We start from the raw sequence: 6278 nt of genomic DNA, 5'->3' as shown, positions 1-6278 counted from the left end.
TGAACGCCTTCGCCATCACCTTCAGCGACCGCTTCCCACCTGCTGAAACCTACTAACCAAGATCGCCGAAAACACCCTTAGCGAGACAGCCCCGGAACGGGTGCCCTCGTTGAAGGACATGGCCCGCGACGCGGGCAAGGAGGAGATGCCGTACGGGCTGCTCGGTTATCCGGTGCTCCAGGCGGCGGACATCCTGTGCGTGAAGGGGGAGGTGGTCCCGGTCGGCCGGGACAACGCCGCCCACGTCGAGGTGACCCGGGAGATCGCCCGCCGCTTCAACCACCTGTACGGGCCGGTGTTCCCGGTGCCCGAGCTGATCCCGGCGGACACGCCCAGTCTGGTGGGCACCGACGGCACGGCCAAGATGAGCAAGAGTCGGGGCAACACGATCGCGTTGTCGGACGACGCGGCGACGGTGCGCCGCAAGGTGCGCGGGATGTACACCGACCCGAGCCGGGTGCGGGCCGACGTGCCGGGGACGGTGGAGGGCAACCCGGTCTTCGCGTACCACGAGGTGTTCAACCCGGACCGTGCCGAGGTGGCCGACCTGGCCGACCGTTACCGGGCCGGTCAGGTGGGTGACGTGGAGGTCAAGGAGCGGCTGGTCGTCGCGCTGGAGACGTTCCTGGCGCCGATCCGGGAGCGCCGGGCCGCGATCGAGGCCGACCGGGGACTTGTCGATCGGCTGATCGTCGAGGGCACCGAGCGGACCCGGCAGGAGGTACGCCAGACCCTGACGGAGGTACGCCGGGCGATGGGGCTGACCGGGGCGTACCAGCAGATGCGGCGGCGGGCCGAGCGGACCCGGCGCCGGACGGACGCCCCGGCCTGACGTGGGCGATCGGGTCTCCTCGTTGCCACGGGGAGACCCGACGTGCCCCCGGGGGGCGCAGAACGACCCTGCTGGCGATGCGGCGTACCGGGACGCGTTGGCGCTGGTCGGCACCGAGCCGGAACGTGCGGACCTGCTGCGTCGGCTGGCATCCGTCAGCGAGGAGTGAGCGGATTCCCGCTGTACCCTTCCTCGATGACTCTGCCTCTGCCGCCCGGTGAGTTCGCCGCGTACCTGTTCGACTGCGACGGCACCATCGTCGACTCGATGCCGCTGCACTACGTGGCGTGGCGCCGGGCGCTCGACGAGTGGGGCTGCGAGTTCCCGGAGGACCTCTTCTACGCCTGGGGTGGCCGGCCGACCGCCGACATCATCGTCGAGCTGAACGAGCGGCAGGGTCTGGCGATGCCGGTGGCGACCGTCGTCGAGAACCGCGAGCGCATCTACCAGGAGTTGCTGCCGCAGGTCGCCGCCGTGCCCGAGGTGGTGGCGCACATCCACGACGCGCACCGCCGGGTGCCGTTCGCCGTCGTCTCCGGCAGCACCCGGGCCACGGTCACCGCCTCCCTCGACGCGCTCGGTCTGCTGGACCGCTTCGACGTGCTGGTGTGCGCCGAGGACTACACGCGGGCCAAGCCCGACCCGGAGGCGTTCCTGCTCGCGGCGCGGCAGCTCGGCGTGCCCCCGGGCTCCTGCCTGGTCTTCGAGGACACCGACCTGGGCATCCAGGCCGCGACGGCGGCCGGCATGGCTTCGGTACGCGTCCCGCAACAGCGCGTCGGCTGATGCCTCAGGCGATCGTCAGCAGCAGCTTGCCCAGGTAGGAGCTCTCCAGGCGCTTGTGCGCCTCCCGCACCTTGCCCAGCGGGAACGTCTCGGCGACGTGCACCACGAACGGCCCGGCCTCGATGAGTTCGTTGAGGCGTTGCAACTGTCCGCGGTTGGCCACACCGTCGTACGCCCGGACCGACACACCGGACCGTTCGCGCGGTTCCGGCCGCACCCCGTGGGCGTACGCGACGACCCCGCCGTCGGACAGCGTCTCGGTGAGCCGGTCCAGCGTCTTCCCGCCGGCCATCGCGAGGATGCCGTCCACTCCTTCCGGGGCCGCGTCCCGGATTGTCGCGAGCACCTCGTCGGCGTCGGCGTGGCCGTCGAGAGACACGTCGGCGCCGAGGCGGGTCACCAGCGCGACCCCGTCGCTGCCGGAGGCCACCGCGATCACGTTGAGCCCCTGTCGCTTGGCCAACTGCACGGCCAGGTGGCCCTGCCCACCGCTCGCACCGAAGATCAACAGCCAGGCGCCCGGCGGCAGGCTGAGGGTGTCCAGCCCGGCCAGCGCGGTCAGCGCGTCGGTGGGCATCGCACCGGCGTGCTCGGCCGGCACACCGTCGGGCAGCTTCGCGACGTACTCGGCCTTGACGGCCGCGTACTCGGCGTAGAAGCCGCCCTTCGGTCGGCTGGTGGCGGCGGCGTAGACCAGGTCACCCACCGCGAGATCGGTCACCTGGCTGCCGACCGCGATGACGGTTCCGGCGCCGTCCGAGCCGGGCACGATCGGAAACTCGGCACCCTCGGGCACCAGCATGCCCTGCCGCTCGTAGACGTCCCACACGCCCACGCCGGCGCTCAGGACCTTGATCAGCACCTCGTCGGCGGCGGCCTCGGGTACCGGAAGTTTCCGCAGGGTGATCACCTCCGGCCCGCCGAACTCGTCCAGGGCCGCAGCCTGCATCCGCTCTGGCACGTCCGCGTCAACCATGTGGGCTTCCTCTCCGGGCCGGCGTCACCGTCGCAGCATGCCGGCTCGGCGGCGGGCCCGGCCCGGTGCTCGGTGCCGTTCACCCACAAGGGCGACCGGCCGCAGTCGGTGCACCCCCGAGGGCGTGTTTCGACGGTGTGGCGAAGTGCTCGGCATGTCCTCGTCGTACGACGCGGGCTCGTTCACGGCCGAGCGCTGCGCGGCCGCCATCGGGCGGGCGTGGCAGCCATGCTCAACAACCTGACCGGCGGTGTCTTCATGCTGGAGTACGAATTGCGGGGAAGGGGCCGGGCACATCTTGCCCATCAATCGGTGAATGACTATGTTATCGATAACATAGCGATCGTTGCGGGAGCCTCGCCGCTCGCGCGGACCCTCGGGCAGTGTCCGCGCAATCCACGTTCCCGGCCGCGTCGTCCAGGCGACCACGGCCCCACGCGCACGGGCATCGCGCATTCGCCATCCCGCATGCGGTCGCCGGGTGCCAGGCGCCCGTCCGGGCACACCTCGACCCGTCAGGACCGGGTGGCCGACGGCCGGCGAACGTCGACACCCCATTCACCACAGCGCCAGCATGGCGAGGAGTCTCCTGATGAGTTCGCACGGTTTCCCACGAACACGGCGACGGGTCGGCCTGGTCGCCGGCGCGGTGGCCCTGATGGTCACCGCGGGCATGATGGTCGCCGGCAACGCCCAGGCCGCGGCCGGCTGCCAAGTGGCGTATGCCGTCCCGTCCCAGTGGCAGGGCGGCTTCACCGCCGACGTGAAGGTCACCAACCTCGGTGACGCGGTCAACGGCTGGAGCCTGAGCTGGGCCTTCCCGTCCGGCCAGCGGGTGACCCAGGCGTGGAACGCCACCGTCACCTCCTCGGGCGACCAGGTCACCGCGAAGAACGTGAGCTACAACGCCGCCATCGGCACGAACGCCTCCGTCTCCTTCGGCTTCAACGGGTCCTGGACGGGCAGCAACACCGCGCCGACCTCGTTCGCCCTCAACGGCGTCACGTGCACCGGGAGTGTGGGCGGCACGCCGTCCCCGACCCCGACCGTCACCCCGTCCCCGACGCCGACGACATCCCCGTCCACGTCTCCGTCCCCGCCACCCGGCGGTGACGCGGCGGCGACGGTGGCGGCGATGCAGCCCGGCTGGAACGTGGGCAACACCCTCGACGCCATCCCGGACGAGACCGCGTGGGGCAACCCGCTGATCACCCAGGCCATGCTGCACGAGGTACGGGCACAGGGGTACAACAGCATCCGGATCCCGATCACGTGGAGCAACCACCATGGGCCGGCGCCGACGTACACCATCGACCCGGTCTGGTTGAGCCGGGTCCAGCAGGTGGTCGACTGGTCGCTGGCCGAGGGCCTGTACGTGATGATCAACCTCCATCACGACTCCTGGCAGTGGATCAACGGCTACCCGGGCGACCGCACGAACGTGCTGGACCGCTACACCGCGCTGTGGACCCAGATCGCCACGAGGTTCCGCGACCACTCGTCGAAGCTCGTCTTCGAGAACATCAACGAACCGCAGTTCACCGGCACCTCGGGCGACGCCCAGAGCGACGAGGTGCTGCGCGAGCTCCACGTCGCGTTCGTCCGCCTCGTCCGCCAGTCCGGCGGGAACAACGCCACCCGACTGCTGGTGCTGCCCACCCTCAACACCAACTCCAACCAGGCTCAGCTCGACGCGCTGGCGACCACGATCGCGCAGCTGAACGACCGCAACATCGCGGCGACCGTCCACTTCTACGGGTGGTGGCCGTTCAGCGTGAACATCGCCGGCGGCACCCGTTACGACACCAACGTCGAGCAGGACATGGTCGACGGCTTCGACCGGGTGCGCAACACCTTCGCGGCGCGGGGTGTACCGGTGATCGTGGGCGAGTGGGGTCTGCTCAGCTACGACTACACCCGACCCGGCATCATCGAACGCGGCGAGCTGCTGAAGTTCTTCGAGGCCGTCGGCTACCAGGCCCGGATCAGGAAGTTCACCACCATGCTCTGGGACGCGGGGTCGTTCCTCAACCGCAACACCCTGCAGTGGCGGGACCCGGGCCTGCTGGCACTGATGAAGACGAGCGTGACCACCCGGTCGGCCACGGCCTCCTCGGACCAGGTCTACGTACGCCGCACCGGCACCATCACCAGCAGGACCCTCACGCTGAACCTGAACGGCGCCTCGTTCCAGGGACTGCGGCAGGGCAGCACCAACCTCGCCAACGGCACCGACTACACGGTCTCCGGGACCACGCTCACCCTGACCAGCTCGGCGCTGACCCGGCTGGTCGGCAACCGCGCCCCCGGTGTGAACGCGACCATCGAGGCCCGCTTCTCGCAGGGCGTGCCGTGGCAGATCAGCATCATCTCCTACGACCCGCCGACCCAGGCCGCCGCCACCGGGACGGCCGCCTCCTTCACCATCCCCACCCAGTTCCGAGGTGACCAGCTCGCCACGATGGAGGCCAGGTACGCCGACGGCTCTGCCGCCGGGCCGGCGAACTGGACCACCTACAAGGAGTTCTGGAGCACCTTCCAGCCTGACTACGCGGCGAACACGATCCTGTTGAAGCCCGAGTTCTTCGCCGAGGTCAACGATGGTCCGGTCATTCTCACCTTCCATTTCTGGAGCGGAACGCAGATCACCTACCGGCTGACCAAGTCCGGTGGCACGGTCACCGGCAGCGTCGGCTGACGACGCCTCGGTCGCCGTTCGCACGACGTCCGAGGACCGGCACGGCCGTCCTGCGTGCAGCGCACCGGGGCGGCCATGCCGGCCTGTTCGGAGGGTCCACGATGACGGTCCGACGCCTTCAAGGCATCGAGGTTGATGGTTTGGGAGCGCTCCCGTAACATACGCGACGCGGCTGTTAACGCTCACCTAACAATGATTCCCACGAATGTGGAGGCCGCCATCCCGTCAGGAGGGTGCTTGATGACCATATTTAGAGCGACCAATGTCGGCCTCGTCTCGGCCGGTGTCGCGTTGCTGGCGTCGGCCACGGTCGTCGTGGCGATGCCGGCCGGTGCCGCCGCAGCGGGCTGCTCGGTGAACTACGCCGTGTCGTCGCAGTGGCAGGGCGGGTTCGGTGCCAACGTGACGATCACGAACCTCGGTGATCCGTTGAGCAGTTGGACGTTGACGTGGTCGTACAGCGCCGGGCAAACGGTGACGCAGTCGTGGAACACGACGTTGACGCAGAGCGGTGCGGCGGTGACCGCGCGCAACGTGAGCTACAACGGGTCGGTCGCGACCAACGGCACGGTGTCGTTCGGCTTCAACGGGTCCTGGACGAGCAGCAACCCGGACCCGACGAGCTTCGCCCTGAACGGCGTGACCTGCAACGGTGGCACCACGCCGACGACACCACCGCCGACCACCCCACCGCCCACCACGCCCCCACCCACGACACCGCCGCCCACCACCCCACCGCCGACGACCCCGCCACCCACGACCCCGCCGCCGACCACGTGTGATCTGCCGTCGTCGTACCGGTGGTCGTCGACCGGCGCGTTGGCGCAGCCGAAGTCGGGTTGGGTGTCACTCAAGGACTTCACCGTCGCCCCCTACAACGGACGGCAACTGGTCTACGCCACCACCCACGACACCGGCACCCGGTGGGGCTCGATGAACTTCGGCCTGTTCACCAACTGGTCCGAGATGGCCTCCGCCAGCCAGAA

The 6278-nt window shown here is 69.6% G+C and carries 5 protein-coding genes and 1 pseudogene; 5 read left to right on the top strand and 1 reads right to left on the bottom strand.

Annotation, left to right across the window (positions count from 1 at the left end; genetic code table 11):
- The 3 genes and pseudogenes from trpS to ABZT87_RS31315 all read left to right on the top strand — a co-directional run.
- A pseudogene (gene trpS / locus ABZT87_RS31325) lies at nucleotides 1-832 on the top strand (tryptophan--tRNA ligase); the annotation flags it as partial.
- A 22-nt stretch (nucleotides 833-854) separates the two neighbouring features.
- Complete coding sequence (locus ABZT87_RS31320) at nucleotides 855-1001, top strand: hypothetical protein (RefSeq protein WP_354862994.1); 147 nt, start codon at nucleotides 855-857, stop codon at nucleotides 999-1001.
- A 26-nt stretch (nucleotides 1002-1027) separates the two neighbouring features.
- The gene (locus ABZT87_RS31315) at nucleotides 1028-1618 is read left to right on the top strand and encodes an HAD-IA family hydrolase (protein ID WP_354862992.1); all 591 of its coding nucleotides are present in this window, start codon (nucleotides 1028-1030) and stop codon (nucleotides 1616-1618) included.
- Between the two features lie 4 nt (nucleotides 1619-1622).
- Here the strand turns inward: ABZT87_RS31315 and ABZT87_RS31310 are convergent, their stop codons facing one another.
- Complete coding sequence (locus tag ABZT87_RS31310; protein ID WP_355140080.1) at nucleotides 1623-2594, bottom strand: NADP-dependent oxidoreductase; 972 nt, start codon at nucleotides 2592-2594, stop codon at nucleotides 1623-1625.
- Between the two features lie 592 nt (nucleotides 2595-3186).
- Between ABZT87_RS31310 and ABZT87_RS31305 the strand changes: the two genes are divergently transcribed.
- Both ABZT87_RS31305 and ABZT87_RS31300 read left to right on the top strand, forming a co-directional pair.
- Entirely contained in the window at nucleotides 3187-5292 is a 2106-nt protein-coding gene (locus ABZT87_RS31305) for a cellulase family glycosylhydrolase (RefSeq protein WP_355140078.1), read from the top strand.
- Between the two features lie 240 nt (nucleotides 5293-5532).
- Nucleotides 5533-6278: non-reducing end alpha-L-arabinofuranosidase family hydrolase (locus ABZT87_RS31300; protein WP_355140076.1), on the top strand; the 746-nt coding region annotated here is incomplete at its 3' end.

Source organism: Micromonospora sp. NPDC005237, assembly GCF_040607775.1.
Classification (GTDB): domain Bacteria; phylum Actinomycetota; class Actinomycetes; order Mycobacteriales; family Micromonosporaceae; genus Micromonospora.
Note: the sequence above shows the minus strand (reverse complement) of the source record. Positions and strands in the feature narration are given on the sequence as shown.